The organism is Bacillus sp. ISL-46 (assembly GCF_018613205.1).
In genome coordinates this window covers 161,181-186,972 of the sequence record NZ_JAGGQR010000015.1, presented here as the reverse complement: position 1 = coordinate 186,972, position 25,792 = coordinate 161,181, and the positions used below count along the sequence as shown (strand labels likewise).

General features: G+C 41.3%; 26 protein-coding genes, 2 pseudogenes and 1 other annotated feature. Of the genes and pseudogenes, 25 read left to right on the top strand and 3 right to left on the bottom strand.

Annotated elements, in window-relative coordinates:
• Positions 1 to 29: 29 nt before the first annotated feature.
• The 16 genes from radC (at position 30) to pheA (ending at position 13,499) form a co-directional block, all read left to right on the top strand.
• On the top strand, positions 30 to 719 hold the full coding sequence (gene radC / locus J7E67_RS10615) for a RadC family protein (protein ID WP_308161382.1): 690 nt from the start codon (positions 30 to 32) through the stop codon (positions 717 to 719).
• A gap of 160 nt (positions 720 to 879) precedes the next feature.
• Positions 880 to 1,902: a rod shape-determining protein gene (locus J7E67_RS10610; RefSeq protein ID WP_214731769.1), complete on the top strand. Its 1,023-nt coding sequence runs from the start codon at positions 880 to 882 to the stop codon at positions 1,900 to 1,902.
• Positions 1,903 to 1,995: 93 nt separating this feature from the next.
• A complete protein-coding gene (gene mreC, locus J7E67_RS10605) occupies positions 1,996 to 2,877 on the top strand; it encodes a rod shape-determining protein MreC (RefSeq protein ID WP_214731767.1) in 882 nt (293 codons plus the stop codon).
• On the top strand, positions 2,874 to 3,392 hold the full coding sequence (mreD, locus tag J7E67_RS10600) for a rod shape-determining protein MreD (protein ID WP_214731766.1): 519 nt from the start codon (positions 2,874 to 2,876) through the stop codon (positions 3,390 to 3,392). The genes mreC and mreD overlap by 4 nt, the downstream gene beginning before the upstream one ends.
• A gap of 162 nt (positions 3,393 to 3,554) precedes the next feature.
• Positions 3,555 to 4,235, top strand: coding sequence for a septum site-determining protein MinC (gene minC / locus J7E67_RS10595; protein ID WP_214731764.1), 681 nt, complete (start codon positions 3,555 to 3,557; stop codon positions 4,233 to 4,235).
• 1 nt (position 4,236) lies between these two features.
• Positions 4,237 to 5,040: a septum site-determining protein MinD gene (minD, locus tag J7E67_RS10590; protein WP_214731762.1), complete on the top strand. Its 804-nt coding sequence runs from the start codon at positions 4,237 to 4,239 to the stop codon at positions 5,038 to 5,040.
• Positions 5,041 to 5,640: 600 nt separating this feature from the next.
• Positions 5,641 to 6,429: a M23 family metallopeptidase gene (locus tag J7E67_RS10585; RefSeq protein WP_214731760.1), complete on the top strand. Its 789-nt coding sequence runs from the start codon at positions 5,641 to 5,643 to the stop codon at positions 6,427 to 6,429.
• Complete coding sequence (locus tag J7E67_RS10580; protein WP_214731758.1) at positions 6,422 to 7,288, top strand: M50 family metallopeptidase; 867 nt, start codon at positions 6,422 to 6,424, stop codon at positions 7,286 to 7,288. The genes J7E67_RS10585 and J7E67_RS10580 overlap by 8 nt, the downstream gene beginning before the upstream one ends.
• Positions 7,289 to 7,401: 113 nt before the next feature.
• Positions 7,402 to 8,862 (top strand): Rne/Rng family ribonuclease, encoded by a 1,461-nt coding sequence (locus J7E67_RS10575; RefSeq protein WP_214731756.1) that lies wholly within the window; start codon positions 7,402 to 7,404, stop codon positions 8,860 to 8,862.
• Positions 8,863 to 8,932: 70 nt separating this feature from the next.
• Positions 8,933 to 9,014 (top strand) — a sequence feature (ribosomal protein L21 leader region).
• A 13-nt stretch (positions 9,015 to 9,027) separates the two neighbouring features.
• A complete protein-coding gene (gene rplU, locus J7E67_RS10570; protein ID WP_168245219.1) occupies positions 9,028 to 9,336 on the top strand; it encodes a 50S ribosomal protein L21 in 309 nt (102 codons plus the stop codon).
• A gap of 15 nt (positions 9,337 to 9,351) precedes the next feature.
• Entirely contained in the window at positions 9,352 to 9,681 is a 330-nt protein-coding gene (locus tag J7E67_RS10565; RefSeq protein WP_168245218.1) for a ribosomal-processing cysteine protease Prp, read from the top strand.
• A gap of 12 nt (positions 9,682 to 9,693) precedes the next feature.
• A complete protein-coding gene (gene rpmA, locus J7E67_RS10560; RefSeq protein ID WP_066257887.1) occupies positions 9,694 to 9,987 on the top strand; it encodes a 50S ribosomal protein L27 in 294 nt (97 codons plus the stop codon).
• A 210-nt stretch (positions 9,988 to 10,197) separates the two neighbouring features.
• Entirely contained in the window at positions 10,198 to 10,740 is a 543-nt protein-coding gene (locus J7E67_RS10555) for a sporulation initiation phosphotransferase B (protein WP_214731754.1), read from the top strand.
• Between the two features lie 61 nt (positions 10,741 to 10,801).
• Positions 10,802 to 12,094, top strand: a complete 1,293-nt coding sequence (obgE, locus tag J7E67_RS10550) for a GTPase ObgE (RefSeq protein WP_214731753.1) — start codon at positions 10,802 to 10,804, stop codon at positions 12,092 to 12,094.
• A 39-nt stretch (positions 12,095 to 12,133) separates the two neighbouring features.
• A complete protein-coding gene (locus tag J7E67_RS10545; protein ID WP_168245215.1) occupies positions 12,134 to 12,583 on the top strand; it encodes an ACT domain-containing protein in 450 nt (149 codons plus the stop codon).
• Between the two features lie 58 nt (positions 12,584 to 12,641).
• Entirely contained in the window at positions 12,642 to 13,499 is an 858-nt protein-coding gene (gene pheA, locus J7E67_RS10540) for a prephenate dehydratase (RefSeq protein WP_214731752.1), read from the top strand.
• Between the two features lie 53 nt (positions 13,500 to 13,552).
• Here pheA and J7E67_RS10535 read toward each other — a convergent pair whose 3' ends face one another.
• Both J7E67_RS10535 and J7E67_RS10530 read right to left on the bottom strand, forming a co-directional pair.
• Positions 13,553 to 14,089: a transcription repressor NadR gene (locus J7E67_RS10535; protein ID WP_214731751.1), complete on the bottom strand. Its 537-nt coding sequence runs from the start codon at positions 14,087 to 14,089 to the stop codon at positions 13,553 to 13,555.
• A 54-nt stretch (positions 14,090 to 14,143) separates the two neighbouring features.
• Complete coding sequence (locus tag J7E67_RS10530) at positions 14,144 to 15,295, bottom strand: IscS subfamily cysteine desulfurase (protein ID WP_251026688.1); 1,152 nt, start codon at positions 15,293 to 15,295, stop codon at positions 14,144 to 14,146.
• 204 nt (positions 15,296 to 15,499) lie between these two features.
• On the opposite strand from J7E67_RS10530, the gene nadB reads away from it, so the two are divergent.
• The 4 genes and pseudogenes from nadB to safA all read left to right on the top strand — a co-directional run.
• Positions 15,500 to 17,083, top strand: coding sequence for an L-aspartate oxidase (nadB, locus tag J7E67_RS10525; RefSeq protein ID WP_214731750.1), 1,584 nt, complete (start codon positions 15,500 to 15,502; stop codon positions 17,081 to 17,083).
• Entirely contained in the window at positions 17,052 to 17,900 is an 849-nt protein-coding gene (gene nadC / locus J7E67_RS10520; RefSeq protein ID WP_168245211.1) for a carboxylating nicotinate-nucleotide diphosphorylase, read from the top strand. Before nadB ends, nadC begins: the two co-directional genes overlap by 32 nt.
• Position 17,901: 1 nt before the next feature.
• Positions 17,902 to 18,999 carry a quinolinate synthase NadA gene (gene nadA / locus J7E67_RS10515; RefSeq protein ID WP_214731749.1) on the top strand — a complete coding sequence of 366 codons (1,098 nt, stop codon included), beginning with the start codon at positions 17,902 to 17,904 and terminating at the stop codon, positions 18,997 to 18,999.
• A 163-nt stretch (positions 19,000 to 19,162) separates the two neighbouring features.
• Positions 19,163 to 19,297: pseudogene (gene safA, locus J7E67_RS32530) on the top strand (SafA/ExsA family spore coat assembly protein); the annotation flags it as partial.
• 182 nt (positions 19,298 to 19,479) lie between these two features.
• Here the strand turns inward: safA and J7E67_RS32295 are convergent.
• Positions 19,480 to 19,554, bottom strand: a pseudogene (locus tag J7E67_RS32295) (pentapeptide repeat-containing protein); the annotation flags it as partial.
• Between the two features lie 1,760 nt (positions 19,555 to 21,314).
• Between J7E67_RS32295 and J7E67_RS10505 the strand changes: the two are divergent.
• From J7E67_RS10505 to ruvB, 5 genes are all read left to right on the top strand, one after another.
• Positions 21,315 to 22,304, top strand: a complete 990-nt coding sequence (locus tag J7E67_RS10505) for a phosphotransferase (protein WP_214731748.1) — start codon at positions 21,315 to 21,317, stop codon at positions 22,302 to 22,304.
• Positions 22,305 to 22,409: 105 nt separating this feature from the next.
• On the top strand, positions 22,410 to 23,105 hold the full coding sequence (locus tag J7E67_RS10500) for a YhcN/YlaJ family sporulation lipoprotein (RefSeq protein WP_214731746.1): 696 nt from the start codon (positions 22,410 to 22,412) through the stop codon (positions 23,103 to 23,105).
• Between the two features lie 125 nt (positions 23,106 to 23,230).
• Complete coding sequence (locus J7E67_RS10495) at positions 23,231 to 23,776, top strand: intercompartmental signaling factor BofC (RefSeq protein WP_214731744.1); 546 nt, start codon at positions 23,231 to 23,233, stop codon at positions 23,774 to 23,776.
• Positions 23,777 to 24,143: 367 nt separating this feature from the next.
• A complete protein-coding gene (ruvA, locus tag J7E67_RS10490) occupies positions 24,144 to 24,755 on the top strand; it encodes a Holliday junction branch migration protein RuvA (RefSeq protein ID WP_088089124.1) in 612 nt (203 codons plus the stop codon).
• Between the two features lie 10 nt (positions 24,756 to 24,765).
• Positions 24,766 to 25,770 carry a Holliday junction branch migration DNA helicase RuvB gene (ruvB, locus tag J7E67_RS10485; protein ID WP_214731742.1) on the top strand — a complete coding sequence of 335 codons (1,005 nt, stop codon included), beginning with the start codon at positions 24,766 to 24,768 and terminating at the stop codon, positions 25,768 to 25,770.
• Positions 25,771 to 25,792 lie beyond the last annotated feature (22 nt).

The following is a 25,792-nucleotide window of genomic DNA, read 5'->3' as shown; positions in this document are numbered from 1 at the left end:
TAACTCCCTTAAAAAAGGGAGGAAAAAAAGTGTCCACCAATACATTAATGATCCGTGATTTCCCTCAAGATGAAAGGCCTAGAGAACGCTTTATTCAGCATGGACCACAAAGCTTATCCAATCATGAATTGATTGCCATCTTACTTCGAACCGGAACAAAGGACGAATCGGTCCTGCAACTATCGAATCGACTGCTGACCCATTTTGAAGGGTTACGACTTTTAAAAGCAGCTACGTTAGAAGAAATGACTGAGATAAAAGGGATTGGTTCGGCGAAGGCCATTCAAATCCTTGCTGCTGTCGAAATTGGCAGAAGGATTACCAACCTGGATTACAAGGACCGATATGTCATCCGCTCACCGGAAGACGGTGCGAAGTATTTGATGAATGATATGAGCTTTTTATCACAAGAGCATTTTGTTTGTATGTATTTAAACACTAAGAATCAAGTAATCCATAAACAAACCATTTTTATTGGCAGCTTAAACGCCTCGATTGTTCATCCAAGGGAGGTGTTCCGCGAGGCGTTAAAGCGGTCAGCTGCTTCCGTTATTGCAGCGCATAATCACCCGAGCGGTGACCCGGCACCAAGCCGCGAGGACATTGAGGTAACCAAGCGACTGGTCGAATGCGGAAAAATTATTGGCATCGATTTACTCGATCATTTGATCATCGGAGAAAACAAGTTTGTGAGTCTCAAGGATAAAGGGTATTTATAACTATGATTTTGTTTGACGTTAAGTTATAATAATGCTTATGATTTTTTAGGACTACTTAAGATTTAACTAGATAAATATTGGGAAAAAAGACATGATATTAAAGTGATTACCTACCTATTAGAGTTTTTGCATTATGTATCAGAAAGGGAGCTACAAAATTATGTTTGGAATAAGAGCTAGAGATCTTGGGATTGACTTGGGGACTGCAAATACCCTTGTTTATGTAAAAGGAAAAGGAATTGTCTTACGCGAGCCATCCGTTGTGGCAATGCAGACAGATACGAAGAATATTGTCGCAGTTGGTAACGACGCGAAAAATATGATTGGACGGACACCGGGGAATATCGTCGCTTTAAGACCGATGAAGGATGGAGTCATCGCTGATTTTGAAACCACAGCGGCAATGATGAAGTACCATATTCGTCAAGCACAGAAAGGGAAGAACGTATTTACGGGAAATCCATACGTGATGGTTTGTGTGCCTTCTGGGATTACAGCGGTCGAGGAAAGAGCGGTGATCGATGCCACTAGACAAGCAGGGGCAAAGGATGCCTATACCATTGAAGAGCCATTTGCTGCGGCGATTGGCGCCAATTTGCCTGTTTGGGAACCAACTGGCAGCATGGTCGTCGATATTGGCGGGGGAACGACCGAAGTGGCGATTATTTCGTTAGGTGGAATTGTTACAAGCATTTCAATCCGTGTTGCTGGCGATGAAATGGACGAGTCGATTGTTTCTTATATTCGAAAAAATTATAACTTGATGATCGGGGACCGGACTTCTGAAGCGATTAAAATGGAAATTGGCTCAGCAGGGGATCCTGAAGGTGTCGACAATATGGAGATTCGCGGCCGGGATTTATTAACGGGTCTGCCAAAGACAATCGAAATCTCCGCAAAAGAAATTGCTGGAGCATTACGCGATACGGTTTCTGCGATTGTAGAAGCGGTCAAGAATACGTTAGAAAAAACACCGCCTGAACTCGCGGCCGATATTATGGATCGCGGGATTGTCCTAACAGGTGGGGGAGCACTGCTCCGCAATTTAGACAAAGTGATTAGTGAAGAAACGAAAATGCCTGTTCTGATTGCCGAGAATCCACTCGATTGCGTAGCGATTGGAACAGGAAAAGCTCTCGATCATATTCATTTATTTAAAAACAAAACGAGAGATTCACGCTAAGAATAGCGGCAGCGCCCGTTAGCCGCTGGAGCAAGATAACTATCAAAGCTTAAAAACTATACTTTTTATCTAGGAAAATAGAGGTGTATAATCATGCCACAGTTCTTTCTGAATAAACGTCTGATTATTTTGCTTGTCAGCATCATTGTTCTCGTGGCATTGATTGGGTTTTCATTAAGGGAGAGAAGTAAACTATCCTGGCCGGAGCAATTTGTCAAAGATACTACCGGCTGGGTTCAATCCCTGGTTTCAAAGCCTACCCATTTTGTTGCAGGCTTTTTTGAAAATCTCCAGGATTTGCAAAATACATACAATGAGAATAAAGAATTAAAATCGCGGATCGAAAATCTTGTCAATCTTGAAGCACAAGTCCAAGAGTTGAAAAATGACAATGAAGAATTGCGTGACATTCTCGGTGAAAAAAAGACCCTGAGAGACTTCAAACCATTACCAGCTACCGTCATTGGCAGAAACCCTGATCGTTGGCATGAAATGATTATTATCGACAAAGGCAAACTAAACGGCATCGAAAAAAATATGGCTGTCGTTACGGCAACCGGTCTCATTGGAAAAGTAAAAAATGTGACACAATTCAGTTCTACTGTACAACTTTTAAGTGCAATGGATCCTAAGAATCGAATTTCTGCTGTCGTACAAGGCAAAAAAGATGTTTATGGATTTGTACAGGGTTTTGATGACAAACAAAAATTACTATTAATTAAGGCGATTCCATCTGGCTCAAAAATTGAAAAAGGCCAAACCGTGATTACTTCCGGTTTAGGTGGTGTTTTTCCAAAAGGGCTGATGATTGGAAAAGTGGTTGATGTTAAACCCGATCAGTATGGCTTGAATCAAACGGCCTTAGTGAAACCTGGGGCGAACTTTTACGATATTGAAAATGTCATTGTCATTAAAAGATTAATGACTCAGCCAGTTAAAAGTGAACTATCTAATGAAAAGGGGGGGGAGTTGTGAGGAAATTCCTTCTTCCTCTTTTATTTCTTTTCCTTTTTATCGTAGAAAGTCTTTTTGTCGAGTTTTTACCGGCAAAGATTTTTGGTTTTGAGCGAATATTTGTCCCGCACTTTCTGTTTACAACCCTTTTGTTTTTAACGATTTTTGTCGGAAAAAAACACGGAATTATTTATGCGGCCATTTTTGGGCTTTTATTTGACATTGTTTATGTTGAAATTATCGGTATTTACTTTTTTCTATATCCATTTATCTCCTATCTCATTTATAAATTATTGCAGGTTTTTCAATCAAATATTATCACTGCTTTTCTTGCTGCCCTTCTCGGGATCTCGTTATTAGAGATGGGTGTTTATGAAATGAATTATTTAATCCATGTAACAGACCTTGATTTTATCGGCTTTATTAATTTACGTTTTTACCCTACCCTTTTATTAAATGCAGCTATTACTCTGATTATCGCCTATCCATTAAAGTGGCTATTTGAAAAACATTCGGAAGCATTAAGGGATGAATGATTTTTTTATAAAAAGAGGAGAATGGACGCATCGTGTCGAATTTTTATTAAGATAGTATGTACTTTTGATTCGGAATAAGCATGAGGGCTTGCAAATCCCATTGAAACAACGAATTTTGCTTGTTTCGAAATTGCTTTCTTATTATGAGGTGAAAATTTCTCCATGAAAAAACGGCAAAATGTTACAATAAAAGGAACGAAGGAAGGTCTCGTCCTTCATCTTGATGATACCTGTTCCTATGAAGAACTAAAAAGGGAACTCGATCATAAGCTTTCGGCGAACTCCAGGACACAGGATGAGCGTCATTTAACCTCTGTCAAAGTGGCAATCGGCAACCGCTATATTACGGAATCGCAGCGGGAAGAGCTAAAAAACTTAATTCTCAAAAAGAAGAATTTTGTGGTTGATGAGATTGTATCAAACGTAATCACGAAGGAAGAAGCAGAGCGTCTAATTGCCGAAACAGAGGTCATGACGGTTTCTAGAATCATTCGTTCAGGACAAGTCCTCGAAGTGCCTGGGGATCTGCTATTAATTGGCGATGTCAATCCAGGTGGAACGGTGATGGCCGGCGGTAACATTTTTATCATGGGGACATTAAAAGGTATGGCCCACGCCGGCTGCTATGGCAATGAGCAAGCAGTCATTGCTGCGTCAAATATGAAACCATCCCAGCTTAGAATTAGTGATTGTTTAAATAGAGCACCAGACAGCGTCCAAAGCAATGAAAAACGGGAAATGGAATGTGCTTATATAGATGATGACCGTCAAATCATTATTGATAGATTGCAAGTTTTAATCCAATTAAGACCTAATTTAACGAGATTAGAAGGGGGACATTAAAGTGGGAGAAGCAATAGTAATTACATCCGGTAAGGGTGGAGTAGGAAAAACAACAACTTCTGCTAATATCGGCACATCATTAGCCCTTCAAGGAAAAAAAGTATGTTTAGTAGATACAGACATCGGTCTTCGGAACTTGGACGTTGTAATGGGACTGGAAAACAGAATCATTTATGATCTGGTCGATGTTGTCGAGAAAAGATGCAAAATCCATCAAGCCCTTGTGAAGGACAAACGATTTGACGGGTTATTATACTTACTGCCAGCTGCGCAAACGGTGGATAAATCCGCTGTGAAGCCAGAACAGATGAAAGATTTGATTTTAGAATTAAAGCAAGACTACGATTATATCATTATTGATTGTCCTGCCGGAATTGAGCAGGGTTTTCATAACGCCATTGCTGGAGCAGATAAAGCGATTGTTGTTACAACGCCAGAGGCATCTGCTGTACGCGATGCAGACCGAATTATTGGCTTGCTCGAAAAACAACCCGATATGGAGGCGCCCAAATTAGTGATCAACCGGATTCGAAATCATATGGTGAAGACAGGTGATATGCTTGAGATTGATGAAGTTACCCAGCATCTTTCCATCGAGCTCATCGGAATTGTAGCGGATGATGACGAGGTAATTAAAGCTTCTAACCACGGTGAACCGATTGCCCTGAATCCGAATAACAAAGCATCGATTGCTTACCGAAATATTGCCAGACGGATTCTCGGGGAATCCATCCCGCTCCAGTCACTCGAAGACGCAGACAAAGGTGTCTTCAAAAAGATTAAAAAATTCTTCGGAGTTCGTTAATTAGAGTAGCGGAAGCGCCTACTTTTTTCAAACAGCCTGCCCACTAACTTGTGGACAGGCTGTTTTTATGCCGTTTACGTAAACTTTGTTGTTTTTACAGACATGAAAGACAAATCTCTTGAACCTGAGGAGAGATTTGTCCATCATACTGCTTATGAAGGACAAAACTCTTGAACCTGAGGAGAGTTTTGTCCATCATACTGCTTATGAAGGACAAAACTCTTGAACCTGAGGAGAGATTTGTCCATCATACTGCTTATGAAGGACAAAACTCTTGAACCTGAAGCGATTTTTGTCCATCATCCCGCTTATGATGGATAAAATCTCTTGCTCAATCTCGCTTCTTCAAGTAGAGATTGGTCGCTTAGACGATTAATATTCGTCTGATCTCTATATATAAGGAATTAGTGTGATGATTAAGTAGTGATCCATGCACGTGGAATCTGCAGAAAAAAGTGGCTAGTCCATTAACCTAAATTCAAAGTAATTTTCTAACAGCCTGCCCACTAACTTGTGGACAGGCTGTTTATATTTTTCAGACATACTCTTCCATTTTCCCTCATAGACTTGTACAAATTAGTTGGAAAAGGGGTGATGGGGATGGCGCGGTCTACACCGGAAGAAATTAGGCGACGAATCGCAAAGCGAAAAAATGATACTGGAGCAACAACTGTAAAAAGTCCCGACCGCCAAATTGCTTGGCCAAGTGACGATGAAAAATATGGATTCAATCAGTTTACTTCATCAGGAAGCAGTAATGGCGATGATGGGCATCCATTGTTTAAGAAGGAAGTATTTTTTTTCAAAATATTGTCCTCTGTCCTCCTGTTTTTAGTGATAGCGATACTATTTAGGAACCATTCCGCTACTTTTGAGCCAGCTAGAGACGTGGTCATGAAAACAATGGACAAGGATTTTAAATTTGCGACTGTTTCAAACTGGTACGAAAGCAAGTTTGGGAAACCATTGGCCCTACTGCCATTTTCTGAAAAAGATCAAACTGGGAAAAAAGAAGTAGTTGAAAAAGAATTTTCCGTACCAGCAATGGGAAAAATCCTTGAAAACTTTGAAAAAAATGGCCAAGGTATCATGATTGAAACAGGAAAAGGGGCGTCCGTCCAAACCATTAATGATGGCATCGTTACCTTCGCAGGGGTGAAGGAAGGGTTGGGGAAAACTGTCATTATTCAGCATTCCGATGCGACCGAAACATGGTACGGTAATTTGGACCAAATCAAGGTTAACTTATATGAATATATCGATAAAAGAAAAGTAGTTGGCACGGTCTCAGTGTCGGCAGGAGAAGATAAAACCAAAGGAAAATATTACTTTGCAATAAAAAAAGGCGATGATTTTATCGACCCAATTCAGGTGATACGCTTTGAATAGAGCCATGAATTTATTCCAACTTATCTCTATCCATCCCTTATTGTGGATTGTGATTGGACTTTCAATTGTGACCGCTCATTTCCTTGAGGTTTGCTTGTTGCTTGGAATCATTTTTATTCATGAAATGGGGCATGCTGCTGCAGCTTCTTTTTTTTCATGGAGAATCAGGAAAATTACCCTGCTCCCGTTTGGCGGGGTTGCCGAAATGGATGAGCATGGCAATCGGCCGTTAAGGGAAGAGACGATAGTCATCCTTGCAGGGCCGCTTCAGCATGTGTGGATGGTAGCCCTAGCCTATGGGTTGGTTACCGTCAACTTAATGCCTGAAGACCTTTTTCAGCTATTCTTAAGCTATAATCTCATGATTTTTGTTTTTAATTTTTTTCCAGTTTGGCCGCTGGATGGCGGGAAACTTGTATTCTTACTGCTCTCATTAAAAAGTTCCTTCCCGATCGCCCATCGCCAAACGCTCATCCTTTCGTTGGTCAGTCTTTCCATCTTTTCGCTGGTGATTGTGATCGCTGCCCCGACACATATCAATGTCTGGGTCATCATCGCCTTCCTTTATTTCTCGCTTTACCATGAATGGAAGCAGCGGCGTTATATTTTCATGAGATTCTTGCTGGAGCGTTATTATGGGAAAAAATCCAGTCTTCAGACCTTGAAACCAATTGAGGCCAATGAACAGGAGCTACTTATTCACGTCTTAGAAAAATTCCAACGTGGCTGTAAACATCCAATCATCGTCGAAGCAGACGGCAAAGAAAAAGGGATGTTAGATGAAAATGAACTATTGCATGCCTATTTTACCGAAAAACGTTTAACCGATAAAATCAGCGATCTTCTTTTTTCTTATTAAACCCTATGTTGATTGGAGCGGAAAGCGAAGCGCCTGGAGCGGAAATCAACATGCATGTTTCACATAGCCTAACTAAAAAGGTATAATTAGAAGAAAAAAGTGAGGTCGCTTGATTGGAAACACTAATTATTAATTACAATTCACGCGAAAAGCGATTTGCTTATCTGAAAGATAACCGCGTTGAAAATATCGTTTTTGACCGACCAGAACATCGATCACTGGTCGGTAATATTTATTTTGGGACTGTGACAAAAGTATTGCCGGGGATGAATGCCGTATTCATTGATATTGGCGAAGAGAAAAATGCGTATTTACACCGTGATGTACTTCCTTCCTATCTTTTATCTGCCGAAAAACAAAAGTCTGTCACCTCATTTGCCCACCAAGGTGAAAAAATGCTGGTTCAGGTCGATAAGGATGCAACGGGGACGAAAGGTGCTCGCGTGACGGGAATTATTGAAATACAAGGGCCCAATCTCATCTACATGCCAAAAGGCCGCTATGTGGCGGTGTCTAAAAAAATCGCTGACGAAGGTCAAAAAGCAAAACTTCGCCGGAGCGGCAGTCGTTTGAAAAAAGAGGAAGAGGGGATCATTTTCCGGACCTCATCGATAACGAGTACAGAAGATGAAATCCTTGCAGAACTAATGACCCTGCGCGAGAACTATCAAGAACTGTTACAAAAAGTGGCCACGATGAAAAAACCAGGAATCATTTTTCAAAAAGATACCTTTATCGAAATGATTTTGGACCAAGTAGCTAGAATGATTAGCGGGGAAGTAATCGCCGATGATTTAGCGCTAAAAAAGCTAGCTGAAGAAAAAAATGATCAACTCAAATCCATTTACTACAATGGAAAAGAGAATATTTTTTCTGTACATAAAGTGGAACATGAAATTGATAAAGCCCTCAAGCGTATTGTCTGGCTTGATAATGGTGCTTACCTTATTTTTGACGAAACTGAAGCGTTAACGATTATTGATGTGAATACCGGGAAATTTTCCGGAAAGACCAATTATCAAGACACGGTATTAAAAACAAACCAGTTGGCCGCAAAAGAAGTGGTAAGGCAACTGCGTCTGCGCGATATTGGCGGAATTGTTCTCATTGATTTCATTGACATGACACGCGCTGAGGACAAGCAATCGATTCTCACGCTGATTGAAACGGAATTAACCAAGGATCAAAAAAGAACAAAAATGATTGGCTTTACACCGCTAGGCATTCTCCAACTGACTAGGAAGAAGACAAAGGTTGCTCTTTCTGAGGCACTTGAGGTGAAGTGTCCTGTTTGTGATGGGACGGGCCGAATCCTTAGTCCTGAAACGGTTGGCTTTAGGCTTGAACGGGAGCTGCTAGAGCACCGAAATTCTGAATTTGAGGCAGTATTGGTCGAAACAACTAAAGAGGTGAAAGAGGAACTGTTAGGACCGAATGAAGCCCACCGGGAAGCATTAGAGGAGCTAATACATATCAAACTATATTTTTCAGTTCAGCCCTCAGCCCGCCATTATTATCTTTTGAAGCAGTTCGGCAATGTGAGTGAGATCTCACAAAAAGTATTTGATTCCTAATCAAGTTCCTAAATTTCTATTGACACTTTTGCCTATTTTATGTTAGGATTTTAATGTTATGTTTGTAGCACCCGTGCTACAACCGCACAGAACAGGTAGTAAGATTTGTGTGAAAGCATAAGCGCCTGTATATGGCGAGTCTGAGTTTATAAGGAGGTGCAGTTCATGTACGCAATTATTGAAACTGGTGGTAAACAAGTGAAAGTCGAAGAAGGCCAAGCTATCTACATTGAAAAACTTAATGCAGAAGCTGGTGAAACAGTTACTTTTGACAAAGTTCTTTTCGTTGGCGGTGAAAACGTAAAAGTAGGAAGCCCTGTTGTTGCAGGCGCTACGGTTACAGCTAAAATTGAAAAGCAAGGTCGTCAAAAGAAAATTACTGTTTTCAAGTACAAAGCGAAGAAAAACTACCACAAGAAGCAAGGTCATCGTCAACCTTACACTAAAGTAGTCATCGAAAAAATCAACGCGTAAGGTGTTGAATCATAGATGATTCAAATTACGATTAATCGTACAGAGTCCGGATTTATTCAATCATTCGAAATAAGTGGTCATGCATTTTTCGCCAATCGAGGCAAGGATATCGTCTGTGCAGGCGTATCTGCAGTATCAATTGGAGCAATCAACGCTGTGCACGCCCTAACAGGTGTCACGCCCGAGATTGAGCATGAGGGCGGCTTTCTCCGCTGTGTTGTACCGGAACATCTTTCGGAAGACATTTATGAGAAAGTACAACTTCTTCTAGAAGGTATGACTGTTTCATTGCGTACGATTGAAGAAGAATACGGAAAGCACATAAAGATTACCTTCAAAAAGTAGGAGGTGGAATAAATGTTATTAAAATTAGATCTTCAGTTGTTTGCATCTAAAAAAGGTGTAGGTTCTACAAGGAACGGTCGTGACTCACACGCTAAGCGTCTTGGTGCTAAGCGTGCAGACGGACAATTTGTATCTGGTGGTTCAATCCTATACCGTCAACGCGGTACAAAGATTTACCCAGGTGAAAACGTTGGCCGTGGAGGAGACGATACTCTTTTTGCAAAAGTTGACGGCGTTGTGAAATTTGAACGTTTCGGACGTGATCGCAAAAAAGTGAGCGTTTATCCAGTAGCTCAAGAAGCTTAAGGTAACTAGCGAAAACTCTAACCTGTTTGGTTAGAGTTTTCTTTTTGCTAACGAATTTTTCCTTCCATCTATTCTTCAGGAAAACGACTTCGTAGATGCTTCTTTTTGCCTCTAATGATCTTTCATCACATAAAATTGCTTACTCAGGGTTATTTTTTTGATATACTATCAGCAAAATAGTGTTGTGACACTTAATGTGGGAGTGTACGTATGGAGAAAGAATGGGATATTGTTGAGGTGCTCCGGCACTCTCGACATGATTGGTTAAATAGGCTTCAGTTAATTAAGGGGAACTTGGATTTAAATCGAATCGACCGGGCAAAAGCGGTTATTGACGAAATTATTATTGAAGCACAGCATGAGTCACGGCTAACGAATTTAAAAATGCCTTTATTTGCCTCACTGCTGTTAAAAGCTAATTGGGAGAATCCTTCCTTTAAGCTTGAATATGAAGTCCTTCAAGATTCGGAATCCTTTCAAATTAATGAAGAACAGATCACAAAGTGGACTTGCCTTTTTTTTGAGTGTTTAAATGAGGCAATTGAAGCATTCCAAGAAAATCATTTATCAATATCAATTGATCCGCAATCAGAGGGAGTTCGTTTCTTTTTTGATTTTAGCGGGATAATAATAAAAAGTGAATTAATTGAAGCATTCCTTGCAGACTCCAAAATTCTACTGGATGTAGTGGTCAAGGAATTTTCAGAAAGCGAACTCACAGTAGAAGTTTTTATCCCTATTCAAAAAAAATAGGCTAAAGCTGAGATATTTTTCGTGACAAAAGTTAATTCGATATGCAGACTGGAGGAATAAGATGTTTGTTGATCAAACGAAGATTTATGTAAAAGCTGGAGATGGCGGAAATGGTATGGTTGCGTTTCGTAAGGAAAAATATATACCAAAAGGCGGTCCAGCCGGTGGTGATGGCGGTAAAGGTGCCAATGTTGTTTTTGAAGTAAATGAAGGCTTGCGCACCTTGATGGATTTCCGTTATCAGCGTCACTTTAAAGCACCGCGCGGCGAGCATGGCATGTCCAAAAACCAGCACGGAGCCGGTGCAAAGGATATGATTGTTAAGGTACCGCCAGGAACAGTGGTCATTGATGAAAAAACGAAGGAAGTTATTGCTGATTTAGTCGAGAATGGACAGCAGGCGATTATTGCTCGAGGCGGCCGTGGCGGGCGAGGAAATTCACGATTTGCAACCCCGGCCAATCCAGCACCAGAGCTATCTGAAAATGGAGAACCAGGCCAAGAACGTGAAGTCATTCTTGAATTGAAGCTGCTTGCTGATGTCGGATTAGTTGGTTTTCCAAGTGTTGGTAAGTCGACATTATTATCGGTTGTATCATCGGCAAGACCGAAAATCGCCGAGTACCATTTTACCACAATTGTTCCGAATCTTGGTATGGTAGAAACGGAAGACGGCAGAAGCTTTGTTATGGCAGACCTTCCAGGTTTGATTGAAGGGGCAAGTGAAGGTGTTGGCCTCGGCCATCAATTCTTACGTCATATTGAACGGACAAGGGTTATTGTCCATGTCATTGATATGGCGGCGATGGAAGGCAGAGACCCATATGAGGACTACCTTACAATCAACAAGGAATTAAAAGAGTATAACCTGCGCTTGACAGAACGGCCACAAGTTATCGTTGCTAATAAGATGGATATGCCTGAAGCTGAGGAAAACTTGAAAAAGTTTAAGGAGCAGCTGGAAGAGGATTATCCAATCTTCCCTATTTCAGCCGTAACTAGAAAAGGACTGCGTGAGCTATTGTTTGCTGTAGCTGATAAAATCGAGGAAACACCAGAATTTCCACTTGAACATGAAGAAGAGGAAACAACGGGTGTCCATCGTGTTCTTTATAAGCATGAAGCAGAGCCGGAAGCATTTAGAATTACGAGAGAACCTGATGGGTCATTTGTCGTCTCTGGTGAAAAAACAGATAAACTCTTTAAGATGACAGACTTCTCAAGAGAAGAATCCGTCCGCCGTTTTGCACGTCAACTTCGTGGACTTGGTGTTGATGCAGCGTTAAGGGAAAGAGGAGCAAAAGACGGGGATATTGTGAAATTAATGGAGTTTGAATTCGAGTTTATTGAGTAGAAGGAAAGGCCCTGAAGAGATCAAGGTAGGGTGATGAAAATGGAAAACGCTGATAAAAAATTTTACTTAGTGCGTGAAGATGTGTTGCCAGAAGCGATGAAAAAAACGCTTGATGTCAAGGAAATGCTTGAAAGAGGTAAGGCGGAATCAATTGCAGATGCAGTTCATAAAGCGGATTTAAGCAGAAGTGCCTTTTATAAATATAGAGATACTGTTTTTCCTTTCTCGTCCATTAAAAAGGAAAAGATTATCTCGCTTTTCTTTCACCTAGAAGATCGTTCAGGCACGCTATCAAAATTGCTCAGTGTTGTGGCCAATTCAGGCTGCAATATTGTTACCCTTCACCAAACGATTCCGTTGCAAAGCAGGGCGAATGTGACACTCTCATTAAACACTTCAAACATTACGATGGAAATAGATGAGTTACTTAAAGAACTAAGGAAACTCGAATTTGTAGAGAAGGTAGAAGTGCTGGGAACAGGTGTGTAGGAAAAATCTACAACCGGCTCTCAGCTTTCTTTTTAAAAAAATAAGGAGTGGGGAAATAGTGAAGGTTGGATATTTAGGACCAAAGGCTACATTCACAGAGTTAGCAGTGAAAAAGGTTTTTCAAGGATTTGAACTTGTGCCCTATCAGACGATTCCTGCAAGTGTCGATGCCATCGTTGATAAAGAAGTGGATCTTGCAGTCGTTCCAATTGAGAACGCTTTGGAAGGCTCAGTCAATATTACGCTGGATTATTTAACACATGTTGTTCAGATTCCGATTATTGGTGAAATTACGTTACCTATTAAGCAGCATTTGATGGTTCATCCTGATAATATGGACAATTGGCGTGATGTGAGTAAGGTATACAGCCACTCCCATGCGATTGCCCAGTGCCATAAATTTTTACATAATCAATTAAAAGGAATACCGTTTGAGAGTGTGTCTTCCACTGCAGCAGCAGCGCAAATGGTAATGGAACAGCCTGCCTTAAAAGCGGCCGCGATTGCGAATGAATTAGCGGCGAAAGAATATGGGTTGACGATAGTCCAAAGAAACATCCATGATTTTGACTATAATCACACGCGGTTTGTGGTCCTAACAAAAGAGAATTTTGATTTTCAGGCCATGAGTGGTTCATCCCATTACAAAACGACACTGATGGTTACACTGCCTGAGGACGACCAAGCGGGAGCCCTTCATCAGGTGTTATCAGCGTTCGCCTGGAGAAAGTTAAACCTATCAAAAATTGAATCTCGGCCGATGAAAACTGGAATTGGCAATTACTTTTTCATTATTGATATCGAAATGGAATTTGATGAGGTATTGATACCTGGAGCAATGGCTGAGCTAGAGGCATTAGGCTGTAGTGTTAAATTATTAGGAAGCTATCCATCCGTTATGGTGAAATTGGATTAATAAAGAAAGGACCCGTACACCCGGGTCCTTTTATTGTTCTGTCTATCAAGGCGCTATTCAATCATAAAACCTTCTGCCTTAAGGGCTGCTTCGGCTTTATCTAAGACTTGGGTGCTTGAGGCTGAAATGGTATGAAGGTGGATTCCCTCCGTTAACTCAGATAATAAAGAAGCTTTGGTTTTTTGCATGTTTTCCATGAATTGTTTAACCTCTTGGCGATTTGAAACCATAATCGATGCGGTCAAATCTCCGTAAACCGTGTGTTCAATTTTTACATCTTTCACTAACACACCATGGTCAACTAGCAGATTTAGCTCCCTTTCTGTGTCTTCCGGTAAATGTCTGCATGCAATCGTTCTTTCAAAGGAATAAGTGCTGGAGTTTTGCCTTAAATAAATATAACCTTGGCTGGTTGCAATAATGGGTTCATTTTTAGCCTTAAGAAGAGTGATATCCCCGACGATCACCTGTCTGCTTACATTGGTTCGATTGGCAAGTTCACTTCCTGTCAGCGGGACAGGGCTATCTTTTAACTGTTGTAGAATTAAAGACCTCCTTTCCTCTCCCAATATTTTTTTTTGCTCGACCATAAAATTCCTCCTATTTCTATTGCTGATTACCTATTCTAGCACAGTTTAAATTTTTTATATAACGGAAACGGCATTGAATGCATTCACGATTTTAACGATACTTTCCCCTAGTTGAATAACATCCTCCAAGCTAGTGGAATGGCCAAAAGAGATGCGGATAAACTCTTTTGCTTCCTCAGTCGATAATCCTAATGCCTGCGTGACTTTGGCTGGGGACTGCATGCCAATTTGACAGGCGCTGCCCGTTGAAATCGCAAACCCTAATCGATTGCATTCCAGCATCATCCATTGGCCCTCAATTCCGGAAATCCGAAGCCCGATAATACTAGCGAGCTGCGAATCTTCTTCACCTTGATAAATCTTTACTTGTTCCTTAATGGGCTCAAGCGTATCCATAAAAGCCTTCCGCAACAATCGATATTTATTATGATCCGCTTGCAAGCTTCCGGTTATTTTCTGTGCGGCAACTGTCATCGCGGCAATTGCAGGGACATTGACCGTGCCTGGACGGAATCCTTTTTCATGAGAGGTTCCTGGAAAAAACGACTGCCATTTAATACGGGGATCAACATAGACGCCCCCAATCCCTTTGGGTCCATATATTTTATGCCCGGAAAAAGAAAAACTGCTGACATGCGGAGCTATTGATTTTAGATCTATTTTTCCAAAAGATTGAACAAAATCGCTGTGCAGATGAATATTGTGGTCCTTGCAAATTTTAGCGATTTCAGCGATTGGCTGGATCGTCCCAATCTCAGAATTAACATGCTGCAGGGTCATTAGTATGGTTTCTGGTGTAATCGACTTTACAAGTTGTTCAAGATTGATCAAACCATTTGAATGTAACGGAAGCAATGTGATGTCATAGCCAGCTTCCTTTAGTCTGTTAAGGGCCCCATGGACGGATGAATGTTCCGCCATACCCGCGATAATATGGTTTCCTTTCTTTTTTGGGGAGGACAACAAGGCTTCTATTGCTAAAAAATTCCCCTCCGATCCTCCACTAGTGAAGAATATCCCATTTTTATCAACCCCAACTAGATTAGCCAGTTCTTCGCGGCAATTTTCAAGTAAGGCAGCTGATTGTCCTCCGATATCATGGAGGCTGCTGGAATTGCCAAAGAATTCAGTGGCAACTTTCAAATACACTTCTGCTGCTTCAGGGTTTAATGGAGTTGTCGCTGCAAAATCAAAATATTTCATCATCCATCTCCAATACTCGAATTTTTTTGGTTGTGGTAAAGGTCATTGTTTATTTTAAAGCCTACGTTGATCGAAGCGCCCGGAGCGGAAATCAACAGCCATGTTTAACACTGTGCATTTCTACTTTTCTATAAAAGTACTTGTTTTTAGTTTAAATCTATGTAAATATATATGTCAAGACACCTGTTAGGTCAGGAGGATTTTTAGATGACAAATGACGATATATTAATTATTGGAAGTGGAATAGCCGCTTTACAGCTGGCTGTACAATTAAATAATGAATTGAATGTGAGAATTCTCACAAAGGGGAAATTACGAACGGCAAATTCGTATCTGGCCCAAGGTGGGATTGCGGCAGCGTTGGGTGCAAATGACCATCCTTCTAAACATATTGTCGATACGCTGGAAGCGGGAAGATTTCACAACAATCAAGAGGCTGTTCAGCAAGTCATTAATGCCGCACCGGATCTGATCAAGAACATTGCTCGCCAAGGGGATATATTTGATAAAGATCAAACGGGGGAATTGTTTCTTGGGATGGAAGGGGCTCACAGCGAAAAGAGAATTGTACATGGCGGTGGCGATGCCACTGGCAAAAACGTCATGGAGTTTCTGATCAGTCAGCTCAAGCGTAAGAAAAATATCACGGTCGAAGAGAATGTCTTCGCCTATGAATTACTGCTAAATTCCGAACAGAAACGTTGTGTAGGTGTTAAAGCCAAAACATCAACAGGTGCGATTCAAAGGTTTTACGGCAATCATGTCATTATTGCGACAGGCGGCTGCGGACAACTATATACCTACACTTCCAACGCTAAAACAGTCAGCGGCGATGGAATTGCGATGGCCTATTTAGCCGGTGCAGATATCGTTGATATGGAATTTATTCAATTTCACCCTACGCTTTTATCTATAAACGGTGAAACAAAGGGATTAATTTCTGAAGCCGTTAGGGGGGAAGGGGCGACCCTAGTTACCGAGGATGGTACTCTTATTATGGAGGGTGTCCACCCCTTAAAAGATCTTGGCCCGAGGCATGTGGTCTCGCAACGGATCTATGAATTTATAAAAAAAGGCAAACAAATTTATTTGGATATAAGTAAAATTGAAGAATTTAGTAAAAGATTTCCTTCGATTACTTCTATTTGTGAGGACAATGGAATCCGTATCTCGGATGGGAAAATCCCTGTCGCACCCGGAAGTCATTTCCTAATGGGAGGAATTAAAACCGATTTAATTGGACGATCTTCGATTGATGGGCTTTATGCGATCGGGGAAGCCTCCTGCACTGGATTGCACGGTGCAAATCGTTTAGCTAGTAATTCCTTATTAGAGGGATTATTTCAAGGGGAACAGTTGTCGAAATGGATCAATGAAGCGGGTAAAGAAACACAGGTTTTCGTGCAGGATTATTTTTATTATCCAACGAAGGAAGAAAAAATGAATTTGCCAACCATTGAAAAAATTAAAGCATTAATGATGGAACGGGTTGGAATTGTCCGAAATAAAGCAAATCTGAAAAAGCAGCAAGTTTGGGTATCTCAATATAAGGCTGAAAAGATCCATTTAGATACTTGTTCAACACAAGACATGACCAAGGTTTTTATGCTGATCATCGCCAATCTAATCACAGAATCTGCATTGAAGCGGACAGAGAGTCGGGGCGGTCACTTCAGAAGTGATTATCCGAAAGAAGAAAATCACAGTTGGTTAAGGAAATCAATTATTCATAACTATAATCAGGGAATGGAGAAGTCCAATGAACACATTGAAACTGCGCTCGCAACTTGAGAAATTTTTTATGGAAGATATCGGGGAACAGGATATTACGACCGATCTAATCTTTGGTGATAGCACAAATGGGGAAATTGTTTTTCTTTCAAAAGATGATGGTGTTTTTTGTGGAGAAGAAATTATCAAAACCGGATTTCAGCTGTTAAATAACGAAATTTCAACTCAAGTGTTTGTGAAGGATGGTCAGTCAATCAAATACGGCGACAAGTTAGCACATGTCTCTGGAAAAATAGCTGATTTATTAAAAGGGGAAAGAGTCATCCTTAATCTTATTCAACGGATGAGCGGGATTGCTACCTTAACGCGTCAAACAGTTCACACCCTTGATAGTGGACATACAAAAGTTTGTGATACACGGAAAACTACGCCAGGACTCCGGATGCTTGAAAAATACGCTGTTCGCACTGGGGGCGGTTTTAATCACCGTTTTGGATTATACGATGGGGTCATGATTAAAGACAACCACATTTCGTTTGCCGGCTCGATTACCAAGGCGGTAGAAGCGATTCGCAAAAATGCCGGTCATATGGTGAAGGTTGAAGTGGAAACTGAGACGGAAGCACAAGTAATTGAAGCCGTAAATGCAGGGGCGGATGTCATCATGTTTGATAATCGTACCCCTGATGAAATTAAGGAATTGATAAAATTAGTTCCAGCTAACATCATTACCGAAGCTTCAGGCGGAATCCAATTAGCCAATATTGCTGATTTTCGGGATACAGGTGTAGATTATATCTCACTTGGGTACTTAACTCATTCATATAAAGCACTCGACATCAGTGTAAAAGTACTTTGGAATAAGGGAGATGAGTAAAATGAATATTTTGGCTACATTACAAAAAAATATCATGATTCCTGAAAAATACAAGCAAATGACGAGAGAAGAACTTGAAAACCGTGTGATTGAGGTAAAGAAACAGTTGGGTTCACGTCTGTTTATTCCAGGTCATCATTATCAAAAAGACGAAGTCGTTCAGTTTGCTGATGCGACAGGTGATTCCCTGCAACTTGCACAATTATCAGCTGAAAATACAGAAGCTGAATTTATTGTTTTCTGTGGTGTACATTTCATGGCAGAAACAGCAGATATATTAACAAGTGAAAAGCAAAAGGTAATCTTGCCTGATATGCGCGCAGGTTGTTCGATGGCTGATATGGCGGATATCCAGCAAACAGAAAGAGCATGGGAAACGCTCCAGGAAATATTCGGAGACACGATTCTTCCATTAACATATGTCAATTCAACCGCAGCAATTAAATCATTTGTTGGTGCAAATGGCGGGGCTACGGTCACTTCATCCAATGCCGAGACGATGGTTAAGTGGGCATTTGAAATGAAAGAACGTATTTTATTTTTACCAGATCAGCATTTAGGAAGAAATACTGCCGCTGATTTAGGCGTAGGTTTAGACGAAATGGCGATTTGGAATCCAATTAATCATGTCCTGGAATACGAAGGTGATTTTTCAAAAATTAAAGTGATCCTTTGGAAAGGGCATTGCTCGGTTCATGAGAATTTCACTGTCCAAAATGTGATCGATACACGCTATAAATATCCTAATATGAAAATCATCGTTCATCCGGAATGCCGCCGTGAAATAGTGGAGTTAGCGGATATGGCCGGATCAACAAGTTATATTATCAAAGCGATTGAAAGTGCTGAGCCCGGAACAGCTTGGGCGATTGGAACGGAGATGAATCTTGTCAATCGCTTAATAAAAAATAACCCTGATAAAAAGATCATCTCGTTAAATCCGCATATGTGTCCGTGTCTAACCATGAACCGAATCGATCTACCGCATTTAGTTTGGAGCCTAGATACACTAGAAGAGACAAATAATATTATTAAAGTAAGTCCTGAGATTGCTGAAAATGCAAAATTAGCGCTTGAACGGATGTTATTAAATTCATAATTAATATTAAAAAAGATGCAATTTACCTGATTGCATCTTTTTTATATTTTAGGGGGGATTCATATTCTTTTGAAAAATAGCATAAGTTTTTGTGAAGAAGGATAGCACTTTGCCCATTTTCACATAGACTATATGGACTTATGCCATAGGAGGGGAAATCAGAGTGAAGATCCATATCGTACAGAAAGGGGATACTCTTTGGAAGATTGCCAAGAAGTACGGCGTGAATTTTGAAGAGCTGAAAAAGATGAATTCACAGCTCAGCAACCCTGATATGATTATGCCCGGTATGAAAATAAAAGTCCCAACTTCAGGTGGAACGATAAAAAAAGAAGCACCGATGGGGACCAAACCTGGTACTACAATCAACTTAGGAGTAAAAAAAGAAATGCCGCTTGCTGAGCAACCGTTAGTCAAAGAGAAACCCGTAAAAGAAGCACCGATTAAGGAAGCGCCAATTGCGAAAGAAGCACCGATTAAAGAGGCTCCAATCAAAGAGGCTCCAATCAAAGAGGCACCAATCAAGGAAGCACCGATAAAAGAAGCGCCAATCAAGGAGGCACCGATCAAGGAAGCTCCAATTAAGGAAGCACCAATTATTAAAGAAGCACCAAAAGCACCTTATACTCCAAAAATGCCTCTACAAATAGTCCCAGAAATAGATATCAACAATTATTACATGATGAACATGCAAAATATGACTGTTCAACAGCCGCCTAAACCTGCCAATATACTTCCTGAGATAAAAGAAGTGCCAAAAAAAGAAGTCCCTATCAAAGAAGTACCAATTAAAGAGACTCCAATAAAAGAGAATATTGTTTTTGCTCCACCACCAGTCATGGAAGCACCTGTAGAAGTGGCACCGCAACAAGATTATTGTGTACCTGTTACGCCAGTTATGCCTGGCCCTGGATTCTGTCCACCATTTGGAGTTGGTTTCCCGATGCAAATGAACCCGAACCCATTCATGCCTTACCCGCAAATGCAAGGTGGGGGTATGCCGATGCCAATGCCTTACCCGCAAATGCAAGATGGTGGAATGTCGATGCCAATGCCTTATCAACAAATGCAAGATGGTGGTATGCCGATGCCAATGCCTTATCAACAAATGCAAGATGGTGGAATGTCGATGCCAATGCAGCCAAGTGGGTATCCTGGTAATGCACCGTCAGTTGCAGGTGCATCGTTTGTAGCGCCGCAGTTCGATGATGAATCATCATCCTTTATGCCGCAGCTACCTGTTATGAACCCAGCGTATAATCCGGGCGCTGTAATGGGTGAGCAATCACCACAGCAGCCAATCGGTTACCCTTCAATGGCCCCAGCCGGATATGGTCAAATGCCACAAGGCTATGGCCAACAAGTGCCAGCCGGATATGGTCAAATGCCACAAGGTTATGGCCAACAAATGCCAGCCGGATATGGTCAAATGCCACAAGGTTATGGCCAACAAATGCCAGCAGGCTATGGCCAACAAGCGCCAGCAGGATATGGTCAAATGCCAGCGGACTATGGCCAACAAATGCCAGAAGGATATGGTCAAATGCCAGCGGGCTATGACCAGCAAATGCCAGGAGGATATGGTCAAATGCCAGCGGGCATTGGTCAGCAAATGCCAGGAGGATATGGTCAAATGCCAGCGGGTTATGGCCAGCAAATGCCAGCAGGATACGGCCAAATGCCAGCGGGTCATGACCAGCAAATGCCAGCAGGATACGGCCAAATGCCAGCGGGCTATGACCAGCAAATGCCAGGAGGATATGGCCAAATGCCAGCGGGCTATGACCAGCAAATGCCAGGAGGATATGGTCAAATGCCAGCGGGTTATCCAATGGAAAGCCCTTCTGGATTCGAGACACCACAAAACCCAACTGACTTTGCTCCACCTCCAGTAATGCCTGGAAACCCGTTCGGAAATCCAGCAATGGCTAATCCGTATGGAATGGGAGCACCATATGGCCAAATGCCATACGGATACCCGCAGATGGGTGGTCCAATGAGTGCACCTGCAGGCTTTGGAACACCAGAAATGGCGGGACCAGGTCTATTCATGCAGCAGCCAAATCCAACACAGGGGTTACCAGTAGGAACCGGATCGATGGGGGATTGCGGCTGTGGAGCTGCACCAGCTGGAATGCCTGGATCTGAAGCCACACCGCAGCCAGCAGCCATGCCACCAAACTTTGTACCGCCAACGCCGCCAATCTATAGCGCACCATATACAGGACCTGTTAATGCTGCACAGCCTCCTTATATGAATCCATATGGTATGGGTCCGGTTGGAACAAGTCCTTACGGTATGCCGGGTTACCAAGATGAGAGCCTTTAATACAGCAAATAATAAAAAGGGAGACGATGATTATTTTGATCGTCTCCTCTCTTATTTTCAATCACAGTTCTATGATAGAATCCTTCAGATGATTCCGATTCGAAAATCCGTTATTTTTTTAAGAACGGATAAAATTGATTATGTCATAAAAGGGTATCATACCAACAATAGACTTAGACTCCAAGAAGCCTTCACAGCAACATTGAAAAAAGAAGGATTCAAAAAGACATATTTATTTTTAACATCCCCGGTGAGAGACCAGCTTTTTTTTGAGGGAACTTACTTCGGATGTATGGAGTACATTCCGCCGAATAAAACCGTCTTTTCTTTTCATACTCATAAAAATCGCCAAGAAGGAATGGAGTTATTAGAGCAATTTCACCAAACCACAGCTTCTTTTGAATCACGCTATCGTACCTTACTGCCAAAAGGGCACCTTATTGAAAAATGGACAGAAAGGTTAAATGTTTTCTCCAATAATCTTCCCTATCTTGGGTATTTTATCAATGAACCCTTCATCTCGGAAATGTTGTCTTGGGCAAAATGGTCACTTGAAGGTATGGAAAATAATCGTGTTTTTTTTCAAAAAGAACCAACCGTCATATTGCATGGGGATGTAGCCCATCATAACTTTTTAAGGGATACAGAGGGGCAGTTACATCTCATTGATTTTGATTTAATTAGTATCGGACCCGCATCATTTGATTATTTACAATATGCAAACCGGATTTTGCCTTTTATCGATTGGTCATTTGAAAGACTGTCAAGCCTTAAACAAATTAAGAAATACTTACACGAAGAGGCTTTTTTATTTGCCTTAGCCTATCCCGCTGATATTTTTCGGGAATGGAATCGAATGATCCGTGAAAAATCGTACACAGATCATACAAAATATAAACAGGTAATGGACATAACCATTAGTCAGTTTTATGCAAGAAAAAAGTTTATTGACCACTTAAAGGAGTTATTGGACTGAGCAGCTTTGGAATTTTCCGTCTGAATGAAATCCCCCCGAAAATAACACCCTATTAATGAGCATGTTAAGCTCATGCTCAGGATGTTAATGGAGGGGGTTTTTCGCTTGAACAAGAAACAGTGGATGATTCCTCTTTCAGCCGCATTGATGTTGGGGCTGGCTGGATGTGCAAATGATAATAATCGTGCGGGTGTTAATAAAAACAATAACAACTCGTTAAGGCCGGTTGGATATTATTCCAATGAAAACCACCCAACTTCAGGTAACGATTTATTTAGGGATGATGACGGGGCAATAACGGAAATGATGGACCATTCTCTTGGGGATGAGGATCAAGTTACAAATGAAAACAGAAGAAGGCAGCTTCAATCACGAGACGAAAATGGAAATCCAAAAAATCCATCATCACCTTTAGCTTCCAAGGACCGTAATTTTTTCCAACACGATAATCGTTTTAGTACAAGCGATATGAACTATCACGGTCATCTGAATGCAAAAACTGGAAATGCCGGGGTTGTTACGGATCCTGACTTCCAGGATAATTTTACTAATAAAGTCAGAAACAAAGTAGAAGCGATTCCGAATGTACAGACCGTAAGATCCGTCGCTTATGGAAATACTGTCATTGTTTCAGTGGTGTTAAATGATCAAGATAAAGCCTCTGCTACAAAAAGTGCAATTAAGAGAGCTGTGAGGCCTTACGCAAACGGAAGAACGGTAAAGGTCATAACCGATGAAGGAACCCTTGGCCGAGACCGCAATTTCAACAAAGATAGTCAGCCCGAAAAGGGCGGAAGGTAATTCCTGGTGAGGGCAAAGCTTACGAGCTTTGCCCTTTTAATATTGCATGAAGGATAAAAAGGCAAAATAAGGCTAAACTAGTACTGGATAGATTGTTCAATTTTTAACAATAAGAGGTGAGTAGCATGAGGTATAAGTGGATGGCATGGTATCGGTATAGTCTCGCCGGATTTGCTGTTCTTCTCTTCATGTTTATTTTTAATGCCAAAGGAATGACCATTATCGCCGCTGCTTCACAAATGGATACCCAGAAAAAGACTGAACCTTTACACATGACCGTTATTTTGGAAAGGGTCTATTTAGATGGGGAAATAAGTCAAGAAGTAGTCCACGAGACTTGCTGGTCTGCCGAGAATTTCTGGGCAAAATATGACCAATGGCAGCTGACTGATATCGATGAATCGACAATGGTATTTCGGAAACAGGACAATGACATATCACCATTGCTTAAAGCGAATGGCTTTTTTGGGATAACGGAAGATGGTGTTTTGAGCATTTTTAATGGAAGACCTGACCAATTGAGAATTATTCAATCATTTTTTCAAATAGATATTAAGAAGTTGGAAAGTACGAAGCAAGAAGAACTTCTTCAAGGCATACCAATCAAAACAAAAGATCGATATGTTGAAGTTTTAGAGACATTTAAGCCTTATTCTTTAAAAAAAGAATAGTAATATCACCGAATCAGACTGATGCCGCCACTTCAGCCTGGTTTTTTTTGAATTCTCCTTGTTCGAGTCGTAATTTTGTGAATCTTAATGATTTATCGGCTTGAATGGGCGAATTTTGAGGATTAATGGGTGAATTCCGCAGTCCAATGGGCGAATATTGAGGTTTTATGAGCGAATTCCGTAATTCAATGAGCGAATCCAACTCTATCAGCGGAATCCCATGGTTCTATCAGCGAATCCCAGACTTCTATCAACGAATCCCGAATTCCGAATAGTTTGATGTTTCGTCTACCAGCCGATTTTCTACAACTAACCTAAAATTGTATGATAGAATGAAATACAGTGAAAAACTAGGGGAGAGAATGTAGTGTACGAATTTATAAAAGGGACCGTTGATTTTGTCGGACCAGAATATATAGTTGTTGAGAACAGCGGCATTGGCTACCAAATATCTACACCCAATCCGTTTATTTATGCTAGTAAAATGGAAACAATGGTAACCGTCTATACCTACCACTACGTTCGTGAGGATGTAATGGCCCTGTACGGTTTCGAAACAAGAGAAGAGAAAAAGCTTTTTACAAAATTACTAAATGTATCAGGAATCGGTCCAAAAGGGGCGTTGGCCATCCTTGCTTCTGGTGAAGTACAACAGGTGGTTACTGCCGTTGAAAACGAAGATGAAAGCTTCCTAGTCAAATTCCCCGGGGTTGGCAAAAAAACAGCCCGGCAAATGATATTGGACCTAAAAGGAAAATTGCAGGATATCGTTCCCGACTATTTCCCCAATTTATTTAATACCGACCAACTTCACTTACATACACAAGCAAACAACTCGAACTTGGAAGAAGCAATTCTTGCTCTGAAAGCATTGGGTTATTCCGAAAAAGAAATCAAAAAGATTTCACCTGAGTTAAGAAAAGAACAAATGTCAACGGACCAATACATTAAGAAAGCCCTTCAACGGCTTTTAAAATAGGTGATGATTCATGGATGACCGAATTATTTCGAGTGAAGTCAATGAGAGTGAAATCAGCATAGAACAAAGCCTTAGGCCGCAAACCTTAAGACAATACATCGGACAGGATCAAGTAAAGGAAAATCTTGATATTTATATTAAGGCAGCAAAAATGCGTAAGGAAACGTTAGACCATGTGCTCCTTTATGGTCCGCCCGGATTAGGGAAAACAACACTCGCTGTCATTATCGCCAATGAAATGGGCGTGAACATCCGCACCACTTCAGGACCTGCGATTGAAAGGCCTGGTGATTTAGCTGCAATTCTTACCGCACTCGAACCTGGGGATGTTTTATTTATTGATGAAATTCATCGCCTGCAAAGGACGATTGAAGAGGTACTTTACCCAGCGATGGAAGATTTTTGTCTTGATATTGTCATTGGTAAAGGCCCAAGTGCGAGATCAGTCCGCCTCGACCTCCCACCCTTTACGCTTGTTGGAGCGACTACGAGGGCAGGCTCCCTTTCAGCCCCTCTAAGAGACCGGTTTGGAGTTTTAAGCCGACTCGAGTATTATAAGGAAGATCAATTAAAAAATATTGTCCTGCGAACAGCGGAAGTGTTCGGTACCGAAATCGATGACCTCTCAGCGCAAGAGATAGCCAGGAGATCAAGAGGGACCCCGAGAATTGCGAATCGTCTTCTTCGCCGGGTTAGAGATTTTGCCCAAGTAAGAGGGAATGGGACGATTGAGCTGGCCCTAGCACGAGAAGCACTCGAACTCCTCCAAGTAGATCGACTTGGTTTAGACCATATCGACCATAAACTGCTGAAGGGCATTATCGAGAGATTCCGCGGCGGCCCTGTCGGCCTTGATACGATTGCCGCATCGATTGGGGAAGAAGCCGAAACGATTGAAGATGTGTATGAACCATATTTATTACAAATTGGCTTTTTGCAAAGAACTCCACGGGGCAGGGTGGTAACCCCATTGGTCTATCACCATTTTGGGATGGATTCGCCTGCCACTGATTGATCATTAAATTTAGATTAGGGTG

What these genes read in the sequence shown, in the direction of transcription:
- J7E67_RS10610 (WP_214731769.1), top strand. Translation starts at nt 880, where the DNA reads ATGTTTGGAATAAGAGCTAGAGATCTTGGGATTGACTTGGGGACTGCA.
- mreC (WP_214731767.1), top strand. Translation starts at nt 1,996, where the DNA reads ATGCCACAGTTCTTTCTGAATAAACGTCTGATTATTTTGCTTGTCAGC.
- minC (WP_214731764.1), top strand. Translation starts at nt 3,555, where the DNA reads ATGAAAAAACGGCAAAATGTTACAATAAAAGGAACGAAGGAAGGTCTC.
- J7E67_RS10585 (WP_214731760.1), top strand. Translation starts at nt 5,641, where the DNA reads ATGGCGCGGTCTACACCGGAAGAAATTAGGCGACGAATCGCAAAGCGA.
- rplU (WP_168245219.1), top strand. Translation starts at nt 9,028, where the DNA reads ATGTACGCAATTATTGAAACTGGTGGTAAACAAGTGAAAGTCGAAGAA.
- J7E67_RS10565 (WP_168245218.1), top strand. Translation starts at nt 9,352, where the DNA reads ATGATTCAAATTACGATTAATCGTACAGAGTCCGGATTTATTCAATCA.
- rpmA (WP_066257887.1), top strand. Translation starts at nt 9,694, where the DNA reads ATGTTATTAAAATTAGATCTTCAGTTGTTTGCATCTAAAAAAGGTGTA.
- J7E67_RS10555 (WP_214731754.1), top strand. Translation starts at nt 10,198, where the DNA reads ATGGAGAAAGAATGGGATATTGTTGAGGTGCTCCGGCACTCTCGACAT.
- obgE (WP_214731753.1), top strand. Translation starts at nt 10,802, where the DNA reads ATGTTTGTTGATCAAACGAAGATTTATGTAAAAGCTGGAGATGGCGGA.
- J7E67_RS10545 (WP_168245215.1), top strand. Translation starts at nt 12,134, where the DNA reads ATGGAAAACGCTGATAAAAAATTTTACTTAGTGCGTGAAGATGTGTTG.
- J7E67_RS10535 (WP_214731751.1), bottom strand. Translation starts at nt 14,089, where the DNA reads ATGGTCGAGCAAAAAAAAATATTGGGAGAGGAAAGGAGGTCTTTAATT.
- J7E67_RS10530 (WP_251026688.1), bottom strand. Translation starts at nt 15,295, where the DNA reads ATGATGAAATATTTTGATTTTGCAGCGACAACTCCATTAAACCCTGAA.
- nadB (WP_214731750.1), top strand. Translation starts at nt 15,500, where the DNA reads ATGACAAATGACGATATATTAATTATTGGAAGTGGAATAGCCGCTTTA.
- nadC (WP_168245211.1), top strand. Translation starts at nt 17,052, where the DNA reads ATGAACACATTGAAACTGCGCTCGCAACTTGAGAAATTTTTTATGGAA.
- nadA (WP_214731749.1), top strand. Translation starts at nt 17,902, where the DNA reads ATGAATATTTTGGCTACATTACAAAAAAATATCATGATTCCTGAAAAA.
- J7E67_RS10505 (WP_214731748.1), top strand. Translation starts at nt 21,315, where the DNA reads ATGAGAGCCTTTAATACAGCAAATAATAAAAAGGGAGACGATGATTAT.
- J7E67_RS10495 (WP_214731744.1), top strand. Translation starts at nt 23,231, where the DNA reads ATGAGGTATAAGTGGATGGCATGGTATCGGTATAGTCTCGCCGGATTT.
- ruvB (WP_214731742.1), top strand. Translation starts at nt 24,766, where the DNA reads ATGGATGACCGAATTATTTCGAGTGAAGTCAATGAGAGTGAAATCAGC.